Origin of the sequence: Kribbella sp. NPDC026611 (genome assembly GCF_040638345.1) — a bacterium.
GTDB lineage: Bacteria > Actinomycetota > Actinomycetes > Propionibacteriales > Kribbellaceae > Kribbella.
This window is the reverse complement of the sequence record NZ_JBEZYC010000002.1, coordinates 706821-731616: the sequence shown is the minus strand read 5'-3', so window position 1 is coordinate 731616 and position 24796 is coordinate 706821. Positions and strand designations below refer to the sequence as shown.

The following is a 24796-nucleotide window of genomic DNA, read 5'->3' as shown; positions in this document are numbered from 1 at the left end:
GACTGATGGAGGCGAGCTGGCCGGCGGCGCCGGGACTGCGGCGGCCGCGGATTCTGCGGCAGCGGTGGCTGGATCTGACCTTCCTGCACTGGGCCGTGGAACCGGATGAGGTCGCGCGGTTCTTCCCGCCCGGCACACGACCGGACACGTTCGAAGGGCGTACGTACGTCGGTCTCGTCCCGTTCCGGATGGTCGGTACCGGGCTCCCGCACGGGCCTGGCGTACCGTACTTCGGCTCGTTCCTGGAAACGAACATCCGCCTGTACTCCGTCGACGAAACGGGCCGCCGCGGCGTCGTCTTCCGCAGCCTCGACGCCAACCGCCTGGCCGTGGTCAGCACCGCCCGAACCGTGTTCGGCCTGCCGTACCGCTGGGCCCGCATGCACCACCACCGCGACGGCGCCCACCACACCTACACCTCGACCCTCCGCCGCCGCGGACCTCAGGTCGACACCGCCATCGGCATCGAGATGGGCCCGCGACTGAGCATCGGCCCGCTGGAAGACTTCCTCACCGCTCGCTGGGGCCTCCACATCGAACGCTTCGGCCGCACCTGGTACCTCCCGAACCACCACCCGGCCTGGACCCTCCACACCGCCACCCTCACCACCCTGGACGCCGGCGCCCTGTTGTCCTCGGTCGGCCTGACCCCACCCGGCCGCCCACCCGACCACCTGGCGTTCAGCCCTGGCGTCCCAGCCGAATTCGGCCTCCCGCTGCGGCACTGACGCGCCTGTGCGCCGCACCCAGCAGGGTGCGGCGCACAGGCGCGTTGCGGACTACTTCCCGATCTTCACCGACAGCGCGAGGCTGTTGTTCCCGGTGGCCGGGTCGGTGGTGGGCGACGTGACGGCGGCCGACGTGGTGACGACCCCCTTGCTGCCCTTCACCAGCAGATGGACGTTGAAGGACCAGGACGCACCGGCCGCGAGCGATGTCGGACGGAGGCAGGTGAGCGTCTGGCCCGACTTGGTGCAGTTGGCGGTGTCGAAGACGTACACGGCCTGCTTGATGTCCGGCAGCGCGACCGTCACCTTCGGCGACTGCGCGTCGGACGGGCCGGCGTCGGTGACCGTCGCCGTGTAGATGATCGTCGACGACGGCTTGTAGACGTCCTTGTCGGCGACCAGCTTCATCGCAAGGTCGGCAGCAGTCCCGACGGTGGTCGACGCCGACGCCGTGTTGTTCGCGGCCACCGGGTCACCGGTCGAGGACGTCACCGTGGCCTGGTCGGCGATCGCGCCGGCCGGCGTACCGGACTGGACCTTGGTCGCGATCACGACGGTGGTCGGGCCGCTGCCCGGCGCCATCGTGCCGAGTTCGCACTCCACCTGCTTCGACGGCGGGTCGACCGGGATCGTGACCAGCACGCAACTACCGGATCCGGTCGTGATGGTCGCCGAGGTGAAGTCCACCGCGCCCGGCAGGACGTCGACGAGCTTGACGCCGGTCGCGGTCGACGGACCCGCGTTCGTGACCCGGACCGTGTAGGTCAGCGGGCGGCCCGCGAGCACCGGATCCGGGCTGTCGGTCGAGGTGACCGACAGGTCCGCCTGCGCGCCGACCTGCGTGGTGACGGTGTCGGTGTTGTTCGACAGGTCCGGATCAGCGGTCGTCGACGAGACACTGGCGTCGTTGTGCATGGCACCGGTGAACGACGGGTTGATCGTGGCCACGACCGTCATCGTCCGGCTCGTGCCCGTCGCCAGGTTGCCGAACGAACACGTGGTGGGCTGCGCCGCGTTACCAGGTACGCCCGCCGTACAGGTCGCGCCGGTCCCGCTGACCGAGTTCACGGTGACCTGCGCGGGCAGGACGTCGTGGACGGTCACGGCCGTCGCGGTGGACGGACCGTTGTTCGAGACCGTGGTGGTCCAGGTGATCTGGCCGCCCGCTGTCGCGTTCGCCGGAGCGGTCTTGTCGATGCTCACGTCCGCCGAGCCGACGACGTGCAGGGTGTCGGAAGCGGAGTTGTTGCCGAGGTTCGGGTCCACCGTCCCGGCGCCGGCCTTCGCCGTGTCGGCGATGTCCTGTGCCTCGTTCGCCCGCTCGTTGATCACCACACTCACCTGCTGTCCGGACGCGAGATCGCTCAGGGTGCAGGTGGCCGACGCGCTGCCGGACTGGTCGCCGGCCGGTGCCGTGCAACCGCTCGAGGTGGTGGACAACTGGAACGTGCCGCTCGAGCTCACCGTGTCGGTCACCGTGACCGCACGAGCGATCGCCGGGCCGTTGTTCGTCACGGTGATCGTGCATGGGTACGCCGTACCCGCGGCAGCCGGTCCGTCGGGCAGGCAGTTCTTGGCGACCGCCACATCCGCTCGTCCGGCGGCGGCCGAGTACGCGTCCAGGACACCGGCACCGAACGCGTTGTCGGGTCCGGCCGGACCGCGGTCCGTTGCGGTGGCCGCGAGTACCGCGGTCAGCGCGGAAGGCGTGAGCGACCCGGGACCACCCGCCGCGTCGAGAACCAGCGCGGCGACACCGGCCGAGCTCGGCGTCGCGGCCGAGGTACCGAAGAACCGGCACTCACCCTGGACGGTTGCGGGACAGTTGCCACTACCGAAGTTGCCGACCCCGCTCACGGACACGCCGTCCGCGGCCGAGTACGTCGGTGCCGTCACGGTCCGGCCCGCTCCACCTGCCACGCTCTGGTTGCTGCCGGCAGGCGCGGAGGCGGGACACGGGTACGACGTGGTGCAGACGGTCGAACTGACCAACCGGACCGGGCCCTGGCCGCTGAAGCCCTCCAGGCCGACGGTCGCCGGGTTCTGGTCGGCGCCGGCGTTGACGGCGGCCGCGGAGGTCGCGAGGTCGGTGTAGTTGCTGTCCGGGTTCATCGAGCCCGCGTTGCCGGTCGCGTCGATTGCGCTCGTGTTGCCGCGCCAGCGTAGGTCGATCGTGGGCGTGGCCTTGGCGCCGGTCGACCCGGTGACGTTGACGGCCAGCTTGACGGTGACGGCGGCGGTACCGCCGTTGGTCCAGGAAGCTTGCTCGAGCGTGTCGCCGGAGCCGCCGCCCTGGGTGGCCGTACTCGTCGCGAGGCAGTTCGCGGCGGTGGCGTCCAGGATGTAGAGATCGAGGTTGGTGAAACCGCCGGCGCCGGCGGTCGGGAAGATCGCCCGCGGCTCGCTCCACTGCAGCGTCGCACCGATGCTCGCGCCCGGAGCGACCGAGACGTCGAACGTGGTGTCGGCGCCGTTGAAGGCGACCGTGTTGGCCGGTGCCACGCCGCAGCCGGCCGGCGACGCGCCGTCCGGCCCGGAGCCGGTTCCGGTCGCCGCGACGCGCGGTGCGTGCGAGGAGTTGAGGTTGCCGGCCGACGAGCTCACCCAGATGCCGGAAGCGGCCAGGATCTCGCCGTTGACCGCGGCGAGCCCCTTCTGGAACGCGGGCTCGGAGTCGAACGGGATGTCCTCGGTGAGGATGTCGATTCCCGCGGCGGCGAGGGCGTTCTGCGCCGCGACGTGGTCGCTGACGCCGCTGCCGGTGGCGTGGAAGAACAGATCCGCACCCGGAGCCATGTCGTGCACGATCTCGAGCATCGACGTACCTTCGTCGCCGGAACCGGTCGCCTGGTTGGTGACTCCGGCCGGGAGGTCGCCGAGCGCCTGCGCGGCGCTGAGGTTCGAGACGCCGTCGGAGATGACACCGACCGAGACGCCGGTACCGTCGTACCCGGCCGCCTGCGCGGCGTCCGCGCGGTGCAGCGCGACGCCCTCGCTGAGGAAGCTGCCCGCGTCCGGTGGCGACGACTCCGTCGGCCGGATCGCGGCGACCCAGTCCAGGGCCGCGACCTGGGTGACCCGGTCGTAGGGGACCAGTGCGTGGAAGATCCCGGCGTCCGGGAGCGCCTTCACCCGCTGCGGCTTCACCCACTGGTCGGAACCGTTCAGGATGTTCACGCCGAGCCGGGAGAGCTCGGCCCGCTCCTTGCCGCCGACCCGGCCGAGCGCGTGGATCTCCAGGTCGAGGTTCGCCGCGGTGTCCACCGACAGCAGGTCGTCACTGAGAGCCTTGCGCTGCTTGGCGTCCAGGCTGTGCCCGTTGCCCGCGGCCTTTCCGACCTTGGCGATCCGTTGGGCGACCAGCGTCGGCACCTTCGACGCGGCGCTCCGCGGCGCGGCCGCGCTCGTCAGGCCGGTACTGGTTCCGGCCGTGGTCGTGCTTGCGGGCTGTGCCTGTGCCACCCCCGCTCCGAGCACCGTGAAAGCGAACACCCCGGCCGCACACACCACTCGGCGTTTCCGGGCATGACTGACGTGCCTCATCGAATTCCCCCCTTGATTCGTGGGCTGTCCGTGCCAGCCCAGGCCCCGGCCCCCGGCCCCCTGCCGAGACAACCTAGAGCCGACGGTCCGCGCACCCGGCAGACCTGTCAACCACTCGGTGGCTGCCAATGCCCTTTCAGGCAGATCAGCGCCCTGAGCAACGATCTGGTCTGGGCCGGAGTGCGCGGAGTGGCTCGCCGGTCGGTCAGGTCGACAGGCCCGCGGTCTCAGCGGCGATGAACTGGAGGTCGAGCTGACGAGCCCACCGGTTCACCTCGGTCGCCACCGCCCGGGAACCCTCCGCGTCGTCCTCGTCACGTAGGAGCAGGGCGAGCAGCGTCTGCTGCGCGAGCGCTCCCGGCACGTGGCCGGCCTTCTGCCGTAGCTCGGTGGAACGCTCCCAGTGCGCTCTCGCCAGCTCGAGGTCGCCAGCCGTGTGTGCGTGATCCCCGAGGTGCCGGAGCGCGTACGACATCGTCAGCTCGTCCCCGCTCTTCTCCCCGAGCTGTAGCGCGCTGGTGTAGTAGCCGTACGCCGCCTCGGGCTCGTCGAGCACGTTGTCGGCCAGCACGCCGGCCCAGAACGAGATCGCCGCTTGCCGCGCCTCGTCGGGAGCACTCTCGATGAGTCGCAACGAGCGCGCCCTGAGATCTCCCGGCTCCTTGGCGCTGGTGAAGGCGACCGCCGAGTAGTCCCTCCGGAATGCGGCGAACTCGAGGTCCCAGGCAGGCTCCGGGCTACCGTCGAGGAGCTGCTTGGCCGCGGTCAGCGCAGCCTGTCCGTGGTCGGTCCGCTGCCAGAAGTCCTGGTCGATCGCCACCACCGCCCGAGCCACCGCCAGTGCGAGCCGCTCACCAGGATCGTCGGTCCGGGTCCCGGCCAGCAGGCTGGTCGCGGCGTCCCACTGAGCCGCGCGCATCAGTTGAGTGGCGGCGGCGACAACGTCTACAGCTGCGAGTTCAGTCATGTCGATCACAGTATTTCGACGTCGAAATATTTGACAACTAACCTTCAGTGGCTGAAAGATCAGTCGGGTGAAGGACTTCATCGACGCCCACGTCGACCTCTGGGCCGGCCAACTGCCCGACCTCGACCGGGTGGTCGAGGGAATCACCGTCCGCATGCAGGTCCTGACGCGGTGCCTCGAGCGCCGCCGCGAAGCGGTCCTCGCGGAGTACGGCCTGCAGCACTGGGAGTTCAAGACGCTCCACATGCTCCGCCGCGGCGGACCGCCGTACCGCGCGACGCCGGGCGAGCTCGCCAAGCAGCTGAGCATGTCCGCCGCCGCTCTCACCAACCGGATCGACGCGCTGGAGCGGCGCGGGTACGTCGACCGCACGCACGACCGCGATGACCGCCGCAAGGTCTACGCGACGCTCACGGCCGCGGGCGACCAGGTCTGGGAGCAGGCGATCGGCGACATCATCCAGGTCGAGCGCGACCTGGTCCACCGGTTGCCCAGGACCGACCGCCTGCGTCTCGACAACCTGCTCCGGCACCTCGTCCTGGCCGCCGAGGAAAGTTCCTAGCCCGTGGTGTCAAGAACGGGGGAGTGGCTCCGACGTACTCAGTGAAGGCGCCCACCAGAGGGTGCCCCAGAGACCGAGGACCACTGCCATGGAACCGCTGAACCTGATGGTGTCGCTGAGCCACTTCGCCGGCGAGAACCGGGCGAACAAGCGCGGCTTGAGCACCCCCGCCGGCCGCTCCCGCCGCACCAACCCGACCACCTGCCCCACGGACCCCCAGCCGCGCCGCCGCACCACCTTCATCACCTTCGCCCGCCAACTCACCCGCCGCGGCACCGCGGTCTCGGCCCGCTGACCCAACAGCCATGGCAGAGTCCGCTCGTGACTGATGCTTCGACGAATGACCAGGGCCGGCAACTGCTGGCGGCGTACGACGACCAGCTGCGCGGGACGAGCGAGAGCGCCGACGTACCGACGAGCCTCGACGGGCCGGTGATCCGGGTCGAGTACCCGAACCGGGGGTTCGTGAGCTACCGCGCTCTCGAGGGCCTCGACGGCGCTGAGGTCGATGCGCTGATCGCCCGCCAGCGCGACTATTTCGCGGCCAAGGGCCAGTCGGTCGAGTGGAAGCTGCGCGGGCACGACCAGCCTGCGGATCTGCCGGAGCGCCTGCGGGCGGCGGGGTTCGTGCCTGAGGACCAGGAGACTGTGCTCGTCGCCGAGAGCGCCGACATCGTCGAGCGCCTCCGCGGCCGTGAGTCGGTCGACGGGATCACGATCCGCCAGGTGTCCGACCGTGCCGACTTCGAGCGCATCGCGGCGATGGAGTCCGCCGTCTGGAACGACGACTGGTCCTGGCTCCCGGACGACCTGGTCCGCCGCCACGCCACCGGCCACACGGACGTCTACATCGCGGAGTCGGGCGGCACCGTCGTCTCCGCCGCCTGGGCCGTCTACAAACAGAACACCGAGTTCACCGGCCTGTGGGGTGGCTCAACCCTCGAACCCTTCCGAGGCCGAGGCATCTACAAAGCCCTGGTAGCCACCCGGGCCACCCAAGCAGTTGCCCGAGGCTACAAATACCTCCACGTCGACGCCTCCGACAACAGCAGCCCGATCCTGCAGCGCCTCGGCTTCCTCGCAATCACCACCACCACGCCGTACGTCCACACGCCGGCTTGAGCGTCAGCGGGGGGCTCGGTACATGGAGTAGTGGATCGGGCCGCGGTGGGGGAGTTCCAGTTCGGCGGTGACGGTGAAGCCGAGGGACTCGTAGAAGGCGACGTTGGCCGGGTCCTGGGTCTCCAGGAAGGCGGGGGAGTGGGCGGCGTCCGCCTCGGCCAGGCCGGGGGTGATCACGGCGCGGCCCAGGCCCTGGCGCTGATGGTCGGGGTCGACGCCGGCGAGACCCAGGAACCAGACGGGTTCCTTCGGGTGGAAGATCGCGGTGGCCTGGCCGTACTCGGCGGCGATCGCGGCCCGGGAACCGGAGATCTCCTGGAACCTGTCCCGGTACGGCGCGAACGCGTCGGACGAGGTTGCCGGCGTGGTCCAGACGGCGACCGCGGTGACGTCGTCCGTGACCCAGACCCGGCCGTGCGGCAGCGCGACGGCCCCGATGAAGAGCTGGTGGTACTGGACGAGCCGCTCGAAGTAGTTCACCGGATCGATGCAGGCGCGTGTCATGGGGTAGTCCTCCAACGCGCGCGACAACGTGATCGCCGCGGCGTCGACGTCCGCAGTGGTTGCCTCACGCACCAGCACGAGGTTCTCCTTCGGAGCGCAGTACCTCGACGATCAGGTCGGCGACGGCCCGCATGCCGGCCGCGTTCGGATGGTACGGCACGAAACCGCCGAGCATCGGCGGCAGCATCGTGAACCCGGTCGTCCACGGCTCGGCCGACCCGATGGCATGCTCGCGACTCGCCGCCGACGCGGCGACCAGGTCGGCACCCGTCGCCGCGGCCGCCTTCGCGAACGCGGCCGCGAGACCGTCGGCCATCATCGCGACGCTCGGCAGCTGCTCCTCGTTCAGCGGTACGTCCTTCCGCGGCTTGGTCCCGGGGCCGACCAGGCTCAGGTAGTCGACGAGCACGATCCGCGCCGCCGGGGAGCGCTCTCTCGCGCTCTCGACCACGCGGGTCAACGAGTCGGCGACCGCTTGGTACGACGCCTCGTCCTTGAGATAGCTGACCCGCGCCCGGATCCGGTTCGCGACCCGGCGGCCGAGGATCGTCGCCGGCTTCGCGATCGTGTTCAGGAAGCTGCCGCGCAGAAACGTTCCGACGTACTCGAGATCGTTGCCACCGGCAGTGATCGTGACGAGCGCGGTGTCCGGGGTAAGCGCCTCGAGCTGCGGCGGTGCCTCGTCCTGCGGCGTGTCCAGGAGCTGGGCCGTGGTCGCACCGGAGTACGTGACGTCGACCAGGTCCAGACCGAGCTCGGCGGCGACGAGGTGCGCGTAGTTGTTACCCGATCGGCCGGCCGGCGCGTGCACGATCGGGCCGATCCCCGGACCGGCCGCGAACGAACTGCCGAGGGCGACGTACCTGCTTCCGGAGGGCACCATTCCGCCCACTCTACGTCGAGGTGTCACCATGAGCCGACAACCCTTGCGACGAAAGGAACTACTCATGCGCGGAGCCTCTCGGGGAGCGCTCGCCGTTCTCGCCACCGGCGTACTCGCGGCCGGCCTGATGCCGGCGACGGCGAGTGCGACGCCTGGGTCCGGCGTCACCGGCACGATCCTGATGCAGGAAACGGTGGGCGGCACCGACTACGTACTGCGCGAGATCACCATCCAGCCGGGTGGTACGACCGGATGGCACTTCCACGACGGCACGCTGTACGCGTTCGTGAAGGCGGGAACGCTGACTCACTCCGACCATGACTGCACCACCGATGGCGTGTACCGGGCCGGGGCGGCGTTCACGGAGCCGAGTGGCGCGAACCACGTGCACCTCGGCCGTAACCTCGGCTCCAAGCCGATCGTGCTCGAGGTCCTGTACGTCCTCCCGCACGGCAAGCCGCTGTCCGAGGACGCACCGAACCCGGGCTGCCCGTTCCAGTAGTCCCGACTGCCGGGGCAGAGACTGCTGCCCCGGCAGGCAGTCTTCCGGGGGTGCGGCATACTGCACCGCGTGAGCGACGACGTGTTCGGTACGACGGGCATCCGCGACCGGGTCCTGGCCGGGTGGTCGGCTGCCCCGATCCGCTTCCGCGAAGACGCCAACGCCGAGGAAGAACTGGCCCTCGGTGGGTATGTCGACCGCCTGGTCATCGAGTTGGCCCAGAACGCAGCCGACGCCGCCGCTCGCGCCGGCGTCCCTGGCCGAGTCCTGTACGAGCTGCGCAACAACACCCTGGTCGTGGCAAACACCGGCGCTCCATTGACTGTGGAAGGTGTGCAGTCGCTGGCAACGCTCCGCGCCTCCGCGAAGCTCGAAGAACCAGCTGTAGGCCGGTTCGGGGTCGGGTTCTCTGCTGTGCTGGCAGTGAGCGACGAACCGGTCGTGTTGTCGCGGTCGGGTGGGGTGCGGTTCTCGAAGGCGGACACGGCGGCGGCGATTGCTGCGGTTGGGTCGGGCAAGCTCGACACCGAGGTACGCCGCCGGGACGGACACGTACCCGTGCTGCGGTTGCCGTTCGAGGCTGAGGGAGAGCCGCCGGCGGGGTACGACACTGCGATCCTCTTGCCGTTGCGGGACGAGGCCGCGGTGGCTCTGGTACGGCGGTTGCTGGACGAGACCAATGACGCGTTGCTGCTCGCCCTGCCGGGGTTGGAGCGGATTGAGATCGAGACCGAGGACGGCCAGCGAACGCTCGCTGACGCGGCATCGCGCTGGTGGGTGCACCGCACGGCCGGCGTCTTCACGCCGGAGGAACGCGACGAGCTGTTCGCCGATCGGCCGACCGAGGAACGCGCTCGGCCTTCGTGGTCGGTCGTTTGGGCGCTCCCACGGAACCCCATCACCGCGGTGCCGGAGGTCGTGCACGCACCGACGCCCACCGACGAAGCACTGTCCCTCGGTGCGTTGCTGTTGGCAACCTTCCCGCTGGACTCGACCCGGCGGCACGTGGCGAAGGGGGCGTTGACGAACCGGCTGGTGCGGGAAGCGGCGGCCGGTTTCGGTGAGCTGCTGCGGGAGCGTGCGGAGGACGGTGACGACGTCCTGCGGCTCGTCCCGACGGGGCTCGCCGCGGGTGTGCTGGACGGGGCTTTGCGCGAGCAGATCCTGCGCGTCTTGCCTGGGACTCCGATAGTTCGGCCGGTCGACGGCGGGGAGCTGCTTCGGCCCCAGGACGCGGTCGTGGTTGAAGGCGCGGATGACGACTTCAATCGTGTGCTGGCGCCGATTCTCCCCGGACTGATTCGCGGCGGTCGGCAGGATCGGTTGGCGCTGGATGCCTTGAAAACAAGGCGCCTCGAGCTGGCCGAGGTCGTGGATCAGCTCGGCGGGGAGGAGTCGCCGGCGTGGTGGAGAGCGCTCTACGCGTCGCTCGGCTCGATGGTCACGGACCCGCTGATCCGGGAATCGCTGGGCACCTTGCCGGTACCGCTTGCCGATGGCCGGTTGGTCCGTGGCGCTCGTGGGCTGCTCCTGCCCGGGCCCGAGATCCCGGTCGACATCCTGGCTGCGTTCGGCCAGTACGGCGTACGCGTCGTGCATCCGGACGCAGTGGATCCGGCGCTCGAGCGGCTCGGGGCGATCCCGGCGACGCCGCGGTCGTTGCTCGAGGACAGCGCCGTACGGACTGCCGTCGAGCACTCCGCCGACGCCGACGATCCGGACGCGATCGCCCATGCGGTCCTGAGCCTCGTCGCCGCGGACCCGTCGCAGGCGGAGGGTTTGTGGTGGCTGTCGGACCTGGTACTGCGCGACGCCGACGGCGAGCTCGTGCCCGCAAACGCCTTGGTGGTCACGGGTTCCGACGCCGAAGCCATCCTCGACGCCGACGAGGTCGCCCCGCTCGCTACCGAGGTTCTCGAACGTTACGGGCTCGCGGCGGTGGAGGCCGTCGGCGTACTTGCGACGCTCGGAGTTGTGACCGCGTCCGATGTGACGCTCGACCAGCTGCCGGAAGCTCTGCAGGATCTCGACGGCATCGAGGACTGGGCGTACGACGTCGCCCCGGACGGCTCGCGGTACGGCGCGACGGTCGGCGAACTGGCCGCGATCCGCGACCTCGACTGGATCACCGACAACGCGTGGCCGCGGGTTCTCGACCTTCTCGGCGCCTCGCCCGAACTGCGGCGCGCCCTCGTCACGCAGGTCCGTGTGGTCGGGCCGGACGACCGGCCGCTCGGCGTACCGTCGTACTCCGCCTGGTGGATCCGCGAACACGTGGTCCTGGACGACGGCGAACCTTTGTCCGGCCGCGCCGACCCCGACGCCGAGCCGGTGCTGGCAACGTTTCTGGACCCGGCGCCGGAGTGGACCGCGGCGCTCGATCCGGAGGTGCGGACCGCGGTCGGACTGGTGCGGGACGTCGGCGATCTCGATGCCGACGGCATCGGCCTTGTGCTGGAGCGGCTGGCTGATCCGGCGCGGGAGGTGGACGAGACCGCGATCCTGCGCCTTTGGAGCCGGCTGGGAACGCTGTCGCTGTTTCCCGGAGACGCGCCGGAACAGGTTCGGGTGCTCGGGCTCGACGGGGAAACGCGGGTCGTCGACGCCGACGCCGCGGTCGTGATCGACGCGCCGATGTGGTTGCAGCGCGAGGACCTGGGCGGTTTCATCATCGCGTCCGGCGCGGCCGCGGACGGGCTGAGCGATCTCTTCGACGTACCTCTCGCTCAAGAAGTTGCTGAAGGCAAGATAGACGGCGAGGGTCAGGTGGCCGAGGTCCCGCCGATCGTCCGGGAGTTGGTCCCCGAGGTACCACCGGAGTGGTGGGAACACGAGGAACTCACCGTCGACGGCGTGGAAGTCTCCTGGTGGGTAGACCCCGACGGCGCTCCCCACGCCGCCACCTTCGACGGCCTCGCGAAAGCCCTCGCCTGGTCCAGCACCCACTGGCACCAACGCCACCTGATCCGAGCCATCCTCAACGAACCCACCCGAACCACAGAACTCCAAACCGACGCCACCTACGACACCTAACCCAAAGGACAGCGCTCCGCGCCGGCTGTCTGTTGCCGCCTCCGGCGGGCGCGGAAGGTGCTTGCCGGGCGGGGCGTGGTGACCCGGGCAGTCAGGTGGATACGCGCAAAGGTCAGCGCTTCGCGCTGGCTGTCTGTTGGCCGCCTCCGGCGGGTGCGGACGGTGGTTGCGGGGCGGGTGCGGTGACCCGGGCAGTCAGGTGGATACGTGGAATGGACAGCGCTTCGCGCTGGCTGTCTGTTGGCCGCCTTCGGCGGGTGCGGACGGTGGTTGCGGGGCGGGCGTGGTGACCCGGGCGGTCAAGGACGTGTGGGAAGGAAGGCGATTCGCGCAGGCGGCTCCTGGTGTGGGTCGTGGTTGCGCGGGAGGGGTTGCGCTGAGGGTTCCGGGCTCGCGCGAAACGGATAGCGCCTGGCGCCGATTGTCCTGTGCGGGCGTCGCGGTCACGACCGGTCGGACTGAGCTGCCGGCTCGAAGCGCGAACAGGAGTGCGGCCCCGGCGACGATCTACCAGGCGAGTGCGTCTAGATGGTTGTGGCCGGCAAGTAGGCGAGTGATGCGGTTCTGCGACACCTGGCGTACGTCGGGCTGGGGGTGGTGGGCATAGAGCGCGAGCTCCACGTACATGTCGTAGAAGAGCAACCGGTCGCGCAGGTGCTCACGCTCAAACAGCTCCGGGTACGCGCCATGTAGCCATCGGGGGACCTCTGTGAGGGTGGTCTCGTCGAGTCCTTGATCGGAGGGTGTGGGTGGGTACTCTCGCGCCTTCGCGCACCAGCGCAGGATGGTGTCGAGTTCGACGTCCGCCGGCTGAGTCACTGCCTCCGCGAAGTCGATGAGGCTGGTGACGCGTCCTTGGTCGACCATCACGTTGGATCCATGTAGGTCACCATGGACGAGGACGGGTACGTCGGTCGCGAACAGCGGCAGCCGCTCCTGGATCCAGTCGGCGACGTCCGTTAGCAGGCGCGAGTCACGGCCGGGCAGTCGCCGGGCAGCCTCGACCTCCTGGAGCGTCGCATTCACGACGGGTGGGTGGAACGCAGGCCACGGCTTGCCGGCGAGTGCGTCGGCCAGCCAGGGCGGCAGCAGGTCGGCGGTGACCGGAACGCGGTGAAGTGCGCGCAACGCAGAGCCAAGGCTTTCGATCATTGTCTGGCGCGTGTGCGAGTCCGCCTCCGGCCAGGCCTCGTACAGGGTTCGGCCGGGCACGCGTTCGGTGACAGACCAGGGCCCGTCCGGGCCGTCGCCGTGGGCGAGGTGCCGGGCGTGTGGGACCTCGCTGCCGGCGAGCAGGTCGGCGACGGTGGCCTCGTGCCGGAACGAGTCGCGGAACTGTCCGTTGCTCAGCCGTACGACGTACTCGTCGCCGACCCACACGCGGCTGACCCAGCCGCCCTTCGGAAGGAAGCGCCCGGTGGCCGGCAGGCCAGCGGCGGCCAGAGTCCTCAGCAACGCCGGCTCGCCGACGAACGGGGTCGATGGGTCGGACACGTACCGACCGTCGCACACCTCCCAAGTCTCGCTCCACACCATTTGCACACCGCCCGGCTGTCCAGAGTCGGCCAGGGGCCGAGCGAGGGCTGAGAAGGGCCGATCGGTACGGCGTGTGACCGGAAATGGAAGCGTTTCCGCCTGCGGGGGTCACGGAGAGCGAGCCAACGTTGTCATGGCTTGGTATATCGACTGATCTGCGGATATAGCTTGATCTTTTCAACGTGGGAACGAACCCTTGCCAACGTTGTCAGGCCTACTTATAGTCCGTGACACCTCTCGGTCGGTGATCAGCCCGTCCGCGCAACGGAATCGGAGGTGACTTTCGTCATGGATGAATCGACGCGCCCGCAGTACGAAGATGTCGCGGAGGTGGTCCGCTACCAGGTGAGCCGGCGGAGCATGCTCGGCGGAGGTGCCGCGGCGGCGATGACCGCGTTCCTGGCCGCCTGCTCCGGCGGTGGCTCGTACTCGGACAAGCCGGCGAACAACAACAAGCCCGTCGCGACCAAGTCGATCCAAATCGGCAAGGCCAACATCCCGGTTCCCCGCGACCAGGCCGTGATCGTCGGCCAGGTCGAGTACACGGTCTTCGACAGCTTCAACGGGATGATCCCGAACGGCTCGCCCGGTGGCGCCGGCGTCGAGCTGAGCACCGAGCCGCTGTTCTACCTGAGCTTCGCCACCGGCAAGCTCACGCCGTGGCTGGCGACCGAGTACAAGTACAACGACGACCACACCGAGGTGACCTTCAAGTTCGACCCGAAGGCGCACTGGAACGACGGCCAGCCGCTGGGCGCGAACGACTTCAAGTTCACCATCATGCTGCTGAAGGACCGCCCGGACCTGTTCGGCGGTGGCGGTGAGCTGAAGGAGTTCGTCAAGGCCATCGACGTACCGGACGCGCAGACCGCCGTGGTCAAGCTGCTCAAGCCGACGCCGCGGTTCCACTACAACTTCATCTCCGCGATCGCCGGACCGCCGCTCGGGATCATGCCCGAGCACATCTGGAAGTCGCAGGACCCGACGAAGTACAAGGACAACCCGCCGGTGCACAGCGGGCCGTACAAGCTGAAGCAGGCGATCCGGGCCCAGAAGATGTTCGTCTGGGAGAAGGACCCGAACTACTGGAACAAGGACAAGCTCGACGTCAAGCCGCAGTACGTCGTCTACCAGAGCACGTCGAAGCAGCTCGACCAGGCGTCGCTGGCGTTCGAGCGGGCCGAGTTCGACGTCGGCTCGGTGGACGAGCAGCACGCCAAGCAGCTGCGCAACACCGGCTACCCGAACCTGGTGACGACCCAGTTCCACGACCCGAACCCGCGGGTGATGTGGCTGAACTGCGACCCGGCCCGTGGCGTGATCTCGGAGCCGAAGATGCGCTGGGCAATCAATTACTGCCTGGACCGGGAGAAGATCGGGAAGTCGATCTGGCCGGTGCCGGTACCGCCGGCGCAGTACCCGTGGGCGGACTACCCGACCAACGACAAGTGGAAGAACGACGATCTCGCGAACAAGTACAAGTTCGAGTTCGCACCGGACAAGGCGACCAAGCTGCTGGACGAGATCGCGCCCAAGAACGCGGCCGGCAAACGGATGTACAAGGGCAAGGAGATCAACCTCGAGATCATCACCCCGTCGCCGGTCGACGGTGGTGAGTACGCGATCGCGAACGTGCTGAAGACCGAGCTGGCCAAGGTCGGCGTCCCGGCGACGCTGCGCAGCCTGGCCGGCAACGTGCACGACGAGAAGTTCCAGCGCGGCGAGTTCGACATCGACTCCAGCTGGGCCGGGATCGCGATCGACCCCGAGCAGCTGTACACCGACTGGACCAGCGACAAGTACCAGCCGATCGGCAAGAACGCGGCCGGCAAGAACAAGCTGCGGTACCGGAACCCGAAGTTCGACGCGATCTCCAAGCAGCTGGCCGGCCTCGACCCGAACAGCGAGGAGGCCAAGCCGCTGCTTGACCAGGCGCTGGAGATCTACTTCCAGGACCTGCCGATGCTGGCGGTGATCCAGACCGGGTACCCGTCGTACTTCAACACCGCGTTCTGGAAGGGCTGGCCGACCGACGACGACCTGTACGAGGTGCCGCTGAACTGGTGGCAGCACTTCATCTTCGTGCTCGGCAAGATCGAGCCCACCGGGCAGAAGGGACCGGCGTGACGGCGGAAGCCCCGCCGGTGGTCGCTGTCGACAAGAGCCAGGACTCCGCACCCGTCTCGGGGGTGCGGGCCTGGCTGTCGCGGCATCCGCTGGCGGCGTACGCGATCCGCCGCTTCGGCCTGTACCTGGTCGAGCTCTGGGGAGCGCTGACGATCGCGTTCTTCTTCTTCCGGCTGATGCCGGGGGACCCGATCCAGACCCTGATCCAGAGCCTGCAGCAGAACTACATCTACAACCAGCAGGCGAGCGTCGAGATCATCGCCCGCTACAAGCACGAGTTCGGACTCGACGGCAACCTGCTCACGCAGTACGTGGTCTACATGCAGAAGCTGATCCTGCACGGCGACCTCGGGCCGAGCCTGATCAACTACCCGACGCCGGCCCAGACCGTGATCCTGCGATCGTTGCCCTGGACAATCGGTCTGCTCGGCATCTCCGCGGTGCTGGCCTGGGTGCTCGGCGTCGTGATCGGCGCGATCGCCGGCTGGCGGCGCGGCAAGCTCGGCTCGTCGATCGCCACCAACCTGTCGATCGCGCTGTCGCACGTGCCCTACTTCTTCATCGCGCTGATCCTGGTCTACATCTTCGCGTACTCGATGGGTGTGCTGCCTGCGAGATCGGCGTACGACTCCAACATCAGTCCCGGGATCACACCGCAGTTCATCGGCAGTGTGCTCAAGTACGGGTTGCTGCCGGGGTTGTCGATCGTGATCATCGGGACCTTCAGCTGGATCCTGTCCACCCGGATGCTGATGGTCCCGATCCTCGGTGAGGACTACCTGGTGTACGCCGAGGCGAAGGGCCTGAAGGGCTGGCGGGTGCTGACCCGGTACGCGCTGCGGAACTGCTACCTGCCGCAGATCACCGCGTTCGGGATCTCGCTCGGCTTCATCTTCAACGGGAACGTGCTGGTCGAGCAGCTGTTCAACTACCCGGGTCTGGGCACCACGCTGGTGACCGCGATCCAGCAGCTCGACTTCAACACGATCCTCGGCGTCACGGACATGGCGATCTTCTCGGTGCTGACCGCCGTACTGCTGCTGGATCTCGCGCTGCCGCTGCTCGATCCCCGCGTCAAGTACTGGAAGTGATGACGATGAGAATCCTGACAGCGGTACTGCGGACGATCCGGAACAGCCGGCGGCTCGCGACCGGGCTGATCATCCTCGGCGTGATGGTCCTGCTGGCGCTGTTCAGCCCGCTGATCGCCCACGCCGTCGGCGGCGGCCAGGACCCGATCGAGCTGGCGGCGTACGACAAATGGCTGGTGCCGGGTCCGGACCACCTGCTCGGGACCGATCAGTTCGGCCGGGACGTTTTCGCGATGGTGGTGAAGGCGCTCTCGGTCTCGCTGCAGATCGGTGCGATCGCCGGCGTGATCTCGACCGTGGCCGGCGTCATCGTCGCGTTCGTCGCCGGGTACAAGGGCGGCTGGATCGACAACGTGCTCTCCACGTTCACTGGGATCCTGTTGGTGATCCCGACGTTCCCGCTGCTGATCGCGCTCTCGGCGTACGCGAAGAACGTGAGCCTGTTCCAGGTCGGGGTGATGATCTCGATCTTCTCCTGGCCGTTCGCGGCCAAGACCATCCGTTCCCAGGTGCTCAGCCTGCGCACCCGGCCGTACGTCGACCTCGCGCGGGTCAGCAAGGCCCGGGACCTCGAGATCATCGTCACCGAGCTGCTGCCGAACCTGCTGCCGTTCATCGGTGTCGGGTTCGCGTCCTCGGCGCTCGGCGCGATCTTCGGGCTGGTCGGACTGGAGGTGATCGGGCTCGGGCCAGGTGGTGTGATCGACCTTGGTCAGATCATCTTCAATGCGATCAACACCGGCGCGCTGACGCTCGGCGCCTGGCCGATGTTCGTGGTCCCGATCGTCCTGCTGACCTTGCTGTTCGCGGCGCTGAACATGGTGAACATCGGCCTCGAAGAGGTCTACAACCCACGGCTGAGGGGAGTGGCCGGTGAATGAGTCGGTGTTGGAGGTCAAGGGCCTCGAGGTCATCTACTCCACCAACCGCGGCGACGTGCAAGCGGTCCGCGGCATCGATCTCGACGTCCGCCGTGGTGAGATCCTCGGGATCGCGGGGGAGTCGGGCAGCGGCAAGAGCACACTCGCGGTCGCGCTGCTCCGACTGCTGAAGCCACCGGGCAAGGTCTCCGGCGGCACAGCCATGTTCCACCCGGCCGGCCGTTCGCCGGTGGATCTCCTGCAGGTTCAAGGCGAGGAACTGCGGGTCCTGCGCTGGAGCGCGCTCTCGTACCTCCCGCAGGGATCCATGAGCTCGCTGAACCCGGTCATGCGCGTCCAGGACCAGTTCAAGGACGTGATCCTGGAACACGCTCCCGGCCGCAAGGGCGAGGTGGACACGATGATCCCGCGGCTGCTCGGCGAGGTCGGCCTGGAGCCGCGGGTGGCCCGGATGTACCCGCACGAGCTGTCCGGCGGCATGAAGCAACGCGTCCTGATGGCGATCGCGGTCGCGCTCGAGCCCGACCTCGTGATTGCCGACGAACCGACCACCGCGCTGGACGTGACGATCCAGCGGGTGATCCTGCAGTCGCTCGCCGATCTGCGCACCGACTTCGGCGTGACGCTGATGGTGATCTCGCACGACATGGGCGTACACGCCCAGCTCGCCGACCGCGTCGCGGTGATGTACGAGGGCCGGCTGGTCGAGGTCGGCGACGTACGGCAGGTGTTCAAGAACCCGCAGGATGCCTACACCCGGCAGCTGATCGAGTCGATCCCGCGGGTCGGAAGGAGGGCCTCGTGAAGTCGGAGCTCGAACTCAGGGGCGTCCAGCAACGGTTCCACGCCCGCGGAGTGGCCGGCGGCTACCTGACCGCGGTCGACGACGTGAGCTTCACGCTGGCCGCGTCCCCACCGCAGATCGTCAGCCTGGTCGGCCAGAGCGGCAGCGGCAAGAGCACGATCGCCCGCAACGTTCTCGGCCTGCAGAAGCCGACCGATGGTCAGGTCCTGTACGGCGGCAAGGACATCTTCAAACTGAGCCGTGCGGAGTACGACGAGTACCGCAAGGACGTGCAGCCGGTCTTCCAGGACCCGTACGCGATCTTCAACCCGTTCTACCGGGTGGACCGCGCGCTCTGGAAGGCGGTCAAGAAGTTCAAGCTCGCCGACACCCGCGCCAAGGGCCTGCAGCTGATCGAGGAGTCGCTCGAGGCGGTCCGGCTCGAGCCGGAGAACGTGCTCGGCCGCTATCCGCACCAACTCTCCGGCGGTCAGCGGCAACGCATCATGCTGGCCCGGGTGCACATGCTGAGGCCGTCCTTCATCATCGCCGACGAGCCGGTCTCGATGCTGGACGCCCAGGTCCGCAGGCACTTCCTGGACATCCTGCTCGACTTCCAGCGCGAGCACGGCATGACCACACTCTTCATCACCCACGACCTCTCCACCGTCTACTACCTGGGCGGCGAGGTCATGGTCATCACCAAGGGCCAGATCGTCGAACGCGGCCCGGTGTCGACCGTCATGCACGAGCCGTCCCACCCGTACACGAAACTCCTCCTCGACTCCATCCCGTCCCCCGACCCCGACCTGCGCTGGACCACCCGCATCCAGGTCGACGAACTCGAACGCGTCGACGACAACACCCCCGGCGACACCACAAAGCCAGAAGCCCCGATCCTGTAGTAAGAGGCACGAGTTCTCCGGCACGCCGAGTCAAGTCGCCGCGCGGTTCAGCGCGCCGGAAAATAGTTCAAAGTCTGCTTGGCGTGAGGTGTCATGGGCGTTTGAACAACTGGGGGGACTCATGCCTCGGTCGAATGCTGTCGAAAATCCGTCTGAAGTGGCGATCGCTCTTGCGATCACGCGCTTCGGTCGCGAGGTGTCTCGAAAGCTCCGGACCGGGGAGGGCTCGGGCGAGGATCACCTGAGGGGTCCCTTCGAGCGAATGATCAGGTCGATCGCCGAAAGCCGCGGCCTGACCGTCACGATGATCGGCGAAACCCGATTGCCTGATCTTTCCATTCGACCTGACTACGCCGTCGACGTGGCCGGCGCCCGGGTTGGGTACGTCGAATTGAAGCGTCCAGGGCACGGTGTCCCCGGAACATGGCAACGGCCTGGAAAGCATGATCTGGACCAGTGGCAGCGCTTTCAGCAACTCCCCAACGTTCTGTACTCCGACGGCGAGCAGTTTGCTCGGTACAGCTTCGGCAGACTGCAGGGCAGGGTCGCCCGCCTGGAGCCAGGTCTTGTGCACGCAGCAGGGGGAATCTGCACGCGGAAGGCACCGATTTCACCCGCTTGATCACCGGCTTCCTGCTGTGGGAACCGGAACGCCCGCGGACACTGGACGACCTCATCCGGCTGGTCGCGAACCTGTGCCGGCTGCTTCGTGACGACATCGCGACCGAGCTGGATCGCGAAAACAGAGGGCAAGCAGCACCGAACTTCACACGACTGGCAACCGACTGGCGACAAGTACTGTTTCCGAACCTCAGTGACCCGGAATTCGCGGATCAGTACGCCCAGACAGTGACCTTTGCTCTTCTGCTTGCGCGAGTCGAAGAGGTCAGCTTCGACCACCAGTCGATCGGTGAGATTGCACGCCTGCTCGGGAAGAAGCACTCCCTGATGGGTCGTGCACTCACTGTGCTGACGGACCAGCCGGAGGAGGAGCACAGCGTCGCACTGACGACGATGATTCGCGTGCTCAGCGCCGTGGACTGGAGCTTGTTCCCTGACGACTCTTACGCCCTGCTGTATGAGAACTTCCTGGCAAGGTACGATCCGGAACTGCGTAAGAAGAGCGGTGTCTACTACACGCCTGCTGCGCTCGTGGAATTCATGACCAGGTTCGTGGACGAAATACTCAGGGAGCGGCTCGATCGACCGCTCGGCTTCGCGGAGTCCGATGTGATCGTGGTGGACCCCGCGATGGGTACTGGCAGCTTCCTCGCGGACGTCGTCAACACGGTCGCGGAGACCATCTCGCGTGACGAGGGTCCTGGAGCGGTGGTCCCCCATCTGCGCGAACTGTCGAACCGCCTGATCGGATTCGAGAACCAGGCCGCTCCCTACGCTGTTGCGGAACTGCGCATCCACACGCTTCTCAGGAAGCGTCACAGGGCAGAGGTTCCGATCCGCGAACGCCGGTTTCTCACCGATACTCTCGACGATCCGGGCCTGCAACTTCTTCCTCTGGGCAGGATGTACGAGGCGATCGAGCAGTCACGTCACGGGGCCAATCGCGTGAAGCGCGACGAGCCGGTCATGGTTGTCATCGGCAACCCGCCGTACAAGGACAAAGCGAAGGGTTCGTCCAGCTGGATCGAGAAGCCTGCGGAGACCTCAGCGTCACCAAGCCTCTCCGCGTTCCGAAAGCCAGGCAACGGGAAACTGGAGTACGTACTGTCCAACAAGTACGTGTACTTCTGGCGCTGGGCAACCTGGAAAGCGTTCGACGCCCATCCAGCCGACCCTGCCGGCGTCGTGGCGATGGTCTGCTCAGCAGGCTTCACCAGCGGCCCTGGCTTCGCTGGGATGCGTGAGTATCTGCGACGCACGTCCGATGAGGGCTGGCTGATTGACCTGACCCCAGAGGGACATCAGCCGCCAATGAACACCCGCTTCTTCAAAGGCAATCAGCAGCCTATCTGTGTGGCGATCTTCATCCGGCGAGAAGGAGCCGACATCGGTGTGCCCGCGCGGATCCACCGCATGAGCGTGGCTGGGTCGCTCAGCGAGAAAGAGGCTGCTCTCACCCGTATCACGCTCGACTCGGACCAATGGGCAGACTGTGCGACGGGGTGGGACCAGCCCTTCGCTGAGGCATCGAACGATACCTGGAAGTCCATGCCCGCGATGACGGACCTGATGCCGTGGTCGGCCCCGGGCATCAAGCCGAATCGCACGTGGGTGTATGCGCCTGAGCAAGAGTCCTTGGAACGTCGCTGGCGTCGCTTAGTGAGCGCGACTGCGGCAGAGAAGCCGGGGTTGCTCAAAGAGACGGCCTCGACGCGCGTGGATTCAAAGATCTCCCCACTCCCTGGCATGACTTCGCACTGCGGAACTCTGGGCGAGGAAAATCACTCCTCCCCACCGTTGCGAAGAGTCGGCCACAGGTCATTCGACCGGAAATGGGTGGTGGCCGACGCCCGGGTTCACCACAGGCCAAGCCCACCATTGTGGTTCACGAACTCTCACCAGCAGATCTATGTTGTCGAGCACCACGCCCACCCAGTCACAGCGGGTCCAGCGTTGGTTTTTTCGGCGCTGATACCAGACATGCACTACTTCGCCGGACGTGGTGGACGAGTTCTGCCGCTCTATCGGGACATCAATGCAGACATACCGAATATTACGCCAGGCCTGCTTGATTTCCTCTCGACAAATTACAAGTGCAAGGTTGGGGCCGAGGATCTGCTGGCTTACCTTGCTGCGACGACTGCGCACGGCGGGTACATTTCGCGATTCGCGGCATCTCTCGTCTCACCGGGTATCAGGATTCCGCTGACCGCCGATCCCGCGCTTTGGCGGCAGGCCTGCCGGCTGGGTCGCGAGGTGCTGTGGCTTCATACCTACGGCGAGCGCGGGGCGAATCGGACTGAGGGTCGGCCACCCGGGCCGCCGCGAATGCAGGTTCATCGCCCGAAGGTGCTTGTGAGCATCCCAGATACTGAGGATGAGATGCCGACGCAGTTGCGCTACGACTCTGCGACCAAAACCTTGCATGTCGGGACGGGCCAGGTAGCGCCTGTCGAGCCTGAAGTGGTCGAGTACCAGGTGTCGGGGATGTTCGTTCTGAAGCACTGGTTCGATTATCGACGGAAGGTGCCGGCAGGAAATCGTGGCTCTCCTCTGAACGACATTGTCGCCACTCATTGGACGTCGGCAATGACTACAGAACTCTTGGAACTTTTGAACGTAATCGGTCGTTGTGTGGCTCTTGAGCCTGTACAGCACGCGTTACTGGCGCGGATCATGAACGTCCCGTTGATCACCGTTGCCGACCTCGAGTCCGCGCACCTCCTGCCAATCCCGTCGTGGGCAACTCAAGCGCCGAAGCCGCCGTCGAGCGACGATTTGTTCGGCAACTGAGGGAGTCTGATCAAGAGCCTGCCTGGCGGCGGGGTTGTAGTCACCGCCAGACAGTCGCTCTAATCTCAGACCGTTTTGATGGCGGGGTCGCTGATGCCGGGGATGCCGGTTTCTACGTGGCCGGCGAAGCGGCGGAGGTACGTCGTGTCCTTGTCGATGGTGACGGAGACGTCGTACCAGCGGCTGGTGGTGGTGACCGTGTACGTCGTCGTGCCCTTGCGGACGTCCAGGGTCTTGGTGCCGCCGGTGTACGCGTTCTTGATCGTGACGCGGCGGGCCGCGTCGGAGGTGAAGGTCAGCGTGACGTCACCGGTGCGGGTGTCGCGGGCGGTGATCTCCAGGCCGGCGGTCGTCTTGCCCTTGAAGGTGCGGAGGAAGCCGTTCGGGCCGTGGACGGTGAGGTCGGTGACGCCGCCGGAGTAGACCGGGTTCCAGCTGTCGGCGACGGTCTTGCCGGCCTCGGCCGTGTAGGTCCACGGACCGTCGGCACGGTTCGCCGAGGTGATCAGGAATTGCGTCCCGCGCTGCGGACCGGAGCCGAAGGTCAGCTTGTACTTGCCATTGGCAACAGCTCCGTCGACGACCGGTGCGTAGGGCAACGGCCGGGTCCGGCGGCAGCCACGCTCCTGCGCGGGGAGCGCGCCGACCGCCGGTGGCGTCGGGACGTACGACGGGTGCCGGTCGTTGTCCGGCGGCTCGTACCCGCTGACGTCCGGCAGTCCGGACGGCTTCGTCCCCGTCGTACCGAAGTCGAACGCCGAGGTGAGGTCACCGCAGATGGACCGCCGCCACGGCGAGATGTTCGGCTCGTGCACTCCGAACCGGTTCTCCATGAACCGGATGATCGACGTGTGGTCGAAGACCTCCGAGCAGGTGTACCCACCGGTGCTCCACGGCGACACCACCAGCATCGGGACCCGCTGGCCGAGGCCGTACGGACCGTGCGCGGCCGCCGAGCCGGTGTACAGGTCGGGGCCGGTGTCGACCGTCGACAGGCCCTGGTTCGCGTCCATCGGCGGGTACGGCGGGATGACGTGGTCGAAGAAGCCGTCGTTCTCGTCGTACGTGATGAACAGCGCGGTCTTGCTCCACACCTCGGGGTTCGAGGTGAGCGCGTCGAGGACCTGCGAGATGTACCAGGCACCGTAGTTGGCCGGCCAGTTCGGGTGCTCGGTGAACGCCTCGGGCGCCGCGATCCAGGAGATCTTGGGCAGCTTGTTCGCCTTGACGTCGGCGGTCAGCTGGGCGAAGAGGCTCTCGCCGGCCTTCGCGTTGGTGCCGGTCCGCGCCTTGTCGTACAACGGGTTCCCGGGCTGCGCGTTCCGGTAGTTGTTGAAGTACAGCAGCGAGTTGTCGCCGTAGTTGCCGCGGTACGCGTCGTCGATCCAGCCCCAGCCACCGGCCGCGTCGAGCCCGTCGCCCCTGTCCTGGTAGATCTTCCAGGACACCCCGGCCTTCTCCAGCCGCTCGGGGTACGTCGTCCAGCTGTAGCCGGCCTCGTCGTTGCCGAGGACCGGGCCGCCGCCGGTGCCGTCGTTGCCCGTGTAGCCGGTCCACATGTAGTAGCGGTTCGGGTCGGTCGAGCCCATGAACGAGCAGTGGTACGCGTCGCACAGGGTGAACTTGTCCGCGAGCGCGTAGTGGAACGGGATGTCCTCGCGGGTCAGGTACGCCATCGTGGTCGACGTCTTGGCCGGGATCCACTGGTCGTACCTGCCGTTGTTGTGCGCCAGGTGCGCGTCCGGCCAGCTGTGCGCGAGGTCCTGGATGAACTGCAGGCCGAGGTTGTCCGCCTGCGGCCGGAACGGCAGGATCTCCTTGCCGAGGGCGTTCTTCTGGTAGAACGTCGGCTTGCCGTCGGGCAGTGTCGCCGGCCGCGGGTCACCGAAGCCGCGGACGCCCTTGAGGGTGCCGAAGTAGTGGTCGAACGAGCGGTTCTCCTGCATCAGGACGACGATGTGCTCGACGTCGCGGACGTCGCCGTTGCGGCGGTACGCCGGGATCGCGGCGGCGTGCTCGATGCTGTTCGCCATCGCGGTGAACGCGGCCGAGGCTCCGGCGAGCTGCAGGAACCTCCGGCGGTTGATGTCTGGCATGGGGTCTCCTCGGGCGGACAATGAGGCGGATGGAGTCATGAAGACCAGCGCTACGACCCCGGCACGATAGCTGAACGATTAAACCGAGGGAAGATGAACCGTTGTGTTCATTTCTCTA

Annotated in this window: 19 protein-coding genes; 13 read left to right on the top strand and 6 right to left on the bottom strand. The window is 67.4% G+C overall.

All coding sequences use genetic code 11. The features are described from left to right. The first annotated feature begins 5 nt into the window (after positions 1–5). On the top strand, positions 6–728 hold the full coding sequence (locus AB0E69_RS09515; RefSeq protein ID WP_360142100.1) for a DUF2071 domain-containing protein: 723 nt from the start codon (positions 6–8) through the stop codon (positions 726–728). Positions 729–779: 51 nt separating this feature from the next. Here the strand turns inward: AB0E69_RS09515 and AB0E69_RS09510 are convergent, their stop codons facing one another. Both AB0E69_RS09510 and AB0E69_RS09505 read right to left on the bottom strand, forming a co-directional pair. After that, positions 780–4271, bottom strand: coding sequence for a hypothetical protein (locus AB0E69_RS09510; protein ID WP_360142098.1), 3492 nt, complete (start codon positions 4269–4271; stop codon positions 780–782). 205 nt (positions 4272–4476) lie between these two features. Continuing rightward, positions 4477–5238, bottom strand: coding sequence for a hypothetical protein (locus AB0E69_RS09505; RefSeq protein WP_360142096.1), 762 nt, complete (start codon positions 5236–5238; stop codon positions 4477–4479). Between the two features lie 67 nt (positions 5239–5305). Here AB0E69_RS09505 and AB0E69_RS09500 point away from each other — a divergent pair, with 67 nt between their 5' ends. From AB0E69_RS09500 to AB0E69_RS09490, 3 genes are all read left to right on the top strand, one after another. Then, positions 5306–5800 carry a MarR family transcriptional regulator gene (locus AB0E69_RS09500; RefSeq protein WP_360142094.1) on the top strand — a complete coding sequence of 165 codons (495 nt, stop codon included), beginning with the start codon at positions 5306–5308 and terminating at the stop codon, positions 5798–5800. Between the two features lie 88 nt (positions 5801–5888). Beyond that, the gene (locus AB0E69_RS09495; RefSeq protein WP_360142092.1) at positions 5889–6095 is read left to right on the top strand and encodes a hypothetical protein; all 207 of its coding nucleotides are present in this window, start codon (positions 5889–5891) and stop codon (positions 6093–6095) included. A gap of 26 nt (positions 6096–6121) precedes the next feature. Beyond that, positions 6122–6922 carry a GNAT family N-acetyltransferase gene (locus AB0E69_RS09490; protein ID WP_360142090.1) on the top strand — a complete coding sequence of 267 codons (801 nt, stop codon included), beginning with the start codon at positions 6122–6124 and terminating at the stop codon, positions 6920–6922. A 3-nt stretch (positions 6923–6925) separates the two neighbouring features. Here the strand turns inward: AB0E69_RS09490 and AB0E69_RS09485 are convergent, their stop codons facing one another. Both AB0E69_RS09485 and AB0E69_RS09480 read right to left on the bottom strand, forming a co-directional pair. Beyond that, on the bottom strand, positions 6926–7504 hold the full coding sequence (locus AB0E69_RS09485; protein ID WP_360142088.1) for a GNAT family N-acetyltransferase: 579 nt from the start codon (positions 7502–7504) through the stop codon (positions 6926–6928). Then, positions 7491–8309, bottom strand: a complete 819-nt coding sequence (locus AB0E69_RS09480; RefSeq protein ID WP_360142086.1) for an SGNH/GDSL hydrolase family protein — start codon at positions 8307–8309, stop codon at positions 7491–7493. The genes AB0E69_RS09485 and AB0E69_RS09480 overlap by 14 nt, the downstream gene beginning before the upstream one ends. A gap of 64 nt (positions 8310–8373) precedes the next feature. Between AB0E69_RS09480 and AB0E69_RS09475 the strand changes: the two genes are divergently transcribed. Beyond that, on the top strand, positions 8374–8811 hold the full coding sequence (locus AB0E69_RS09475) for a cupin domain-containing protein (RefSeq protein ID WP_360142084.1): 438 nt from the start codon (positions 8374–8376) through the stop codon (positions 8809–8811). Between the two features lie 69 nt (positions 8812–8880). Beyond that, on the top strand, positions 8881–11844 hold the full coding sequence (locus AB0E69_RS09470; RefSeq protein ID WP_360142082.1) for a hypothetical protein: 2964 nt from the start codon (positions 8881–8883) through the stop codon (positions 11842–11844). 507 nt (positions 11845–12351) lie between these two features. On the opposite strand, the gene AB0E69_RS09465 is transcribed toward AB0E69_RS09470, so the two are convergent. Further along, positions 12352–13338, bottom strand: a complete 987-nt coding sequence (locus AB0E69_RS09465; protein ID WP_360142080.1) for an aminoglycoside phosphotransferase family protein — start codon at positions 13336–13338, stop codon at positions 12352–12354. Between the two features lie 330 nt (positions 13339–13668). On the opposite strand from AB0E69_RS09465, the gene AB0E69_RS09460 reads away from it, so the two are divergent. The 7 genes from AB0E69_RS09460 to AB0E69_RS09430 all read left to right on the top strand — a co-directional run bounded on the left by AB0E69_RS09460 (position 13669) and on the right by AB0E69_RS09430 (position 22582). Then, entirely contained in the window at positions 13669–15507 is a 1839-nt protein-coding gene (locus AB0E69_RS09460) for an ABC transporter substrate-binding protein (protein ID WP_360142078.1), read from the top strand. After that, complete coding sequence (locus AB0E69_RS09455; RefSeq protein WP_360142076.1) at positions 15504–16598, top strand: ABC transporter permease; 1095 nt, start codon at positions 15504–15506, stop codon at positions 16596–16598. The genes AB0E69_RS09460 and AB0E69_RS09455 overlap by 4 nt, the downstream gene beginning before the upstream one ends. 5 nt (positions 16599–16603) lie before the next feature. After that, positions 16604–17479 carry an ABC transporter permease gene (locus tag AB0E69_RS09450; RefSeq protein WP_360142074.1) on the top strand — a complete coding sequence of 292 codons (876 nt, stop codon included), beginning with the start codon at positions 16604–16606 and terminating at the stop codon, positions 17477–17479. Next, positions 17472–18284 (top strand): ABC transporter ATP-binding protein, encoded by an 813-nt coding sequence (locus tag AB0E69_RS09445; RefSeq protein ID WP_360142072.1) that lies wholly within the window; start codon positions 17472–17474, stop codon positions 18282–18284. The genes AB0E69_RS09450 and AB0E69_RS09445 overlap by 8 nt, the downstream gene beginning before the upstream one ends. Beyond that, complete coding sequence (locus AB0E69_RS09440; protein ID WP_360142070.1) at positions 18281–19168, top strand: ABC transporter ATP-binding protein; 888 nt, start codon at positions 18281–18283, stop codon at positions 19166–19168. Before AB0E69_RS09445 ends, AB0E69_RS09440 begins: the two co-directional genes overlap by 4 nt. Positions 19169–19430: 262 nt before the next feature. Then, positions 19431–19790: a hypothetical protein gene (locus AB0E69_RS09435; protein ID WP_360142068.1), complete on the top strand. Its 360-nt coding sequence runs from the start codon at positions 19431–19433 to the stop codon at positions 19788–19790. Further along, a complete protein-coding gene (locus tag AB0E69_RS09430; protein WP_360142066.1) occupies positions 19787–22582 on the top strand; it encodes a type ISP restriction/modification enzyme in 2796 nt (931 codons plus the stop codon). Before AB0E69_RS09435 ends, AB0E69_RS09430 begins: the two co-directional genes overlap by 4 nt. Before the next feature lie 65 nt (positions 22583–22647). On the opposite strand, the gene AB0E69_RS09425 is transcribed toward AB0E69_RS09430, so the two are convergent. After that, a complete protein-coding gene (locus tag AB0E69_RS09425) occupies positions 22648–24678 on the bottom strand; it encodes a phosphocholine-specific phospholipase C (protein ID WP_360142064.1) in 2031 nt (676 codons plus the stop codon). Between the last annotated feature and the right edge of the window lie 118 nt (positions 24679–24796).